This is a genomic window from Chryseobacterium sp. DT-167 (assembly GCF_058310155.1).
The window spans coordinates 1-653 of record NZ_JBZEEQ010000075.1 but is presented as its reverse complement, the minus strand read 5'-3'; the positions used below and the strand labels follow the sequence as shown (position 1 = coordinate 653).

Here is a 653-nt window from a genome sequence, read left to right as displayed (position 1 = left end):
GAGGAGCGCGAGAGACAGGGCGGCGACGCGTCGAGGGCGCGCGCTCCGCGGCCGTGCAGTGCGCGCCATCGGCGTCCTCCTTCGTCGGTGAGCCGACGCTATCAACGCCGAGCCGGGGGCGCGAGACCCTACGTGGGGGACACCCGAGCGAGCAACCAATCGAAGGCGACGGGGATGGCGTCGAGGGCGGTGATGTGACCGTCCCGCGGTCGGAGCCACAGCTCGCCGACCGGGAGCTCGCGGAGGAGCCACTCGCCGTGCGCTCGCGGCACGACGCGGTCGTCCCCGCCCTGGACGACGAGAGTCGGGACACGCACATCGGCGACGTCGTAGCCCCAGGGCGACGTGAAGGCGACGTCGTCGTCGACGAGGCCGCCGAGTCCCGTCGGTCCGTTGGCTGCGGCGACTCCGACGTCCGCACCGAGCGGCGCCCACGGTCCCGCGAGTGCGGCGTAGTCCGCATCGTTGAAGCTCGTCGGCTCGAACTCTGCGGTCTCCTCGAAGCGCGCGCGGGCAGCACGGCCGCCCACCGCCGCGGCGCGCACGGCCGCCGCGTCCGCCATCCCCGCATACCAGTCGAGCCCCTCGGCGTCGAACGGGGCGATACCCGCGATCGTGACGGCCGCGCTCACGCGACCGGGCAGGAGAGCGGC

The 653-nt window shown here is 74.3% G+C and carries 1 protein-coding gene; it reads right to left on the bottom strand.

The features are described 5' to 3' along the window. Nucleotides 1-128: 128 nt before the first annotated feature. Nucleotides 129-653, bottom strand: a 525-nt coding sequence (locus AC4FQ5_RS19825) for an alpha/beta fold hydrolase (protein WP_491146325.1), incomplete at its 5' end; no start/stop codon positions are given.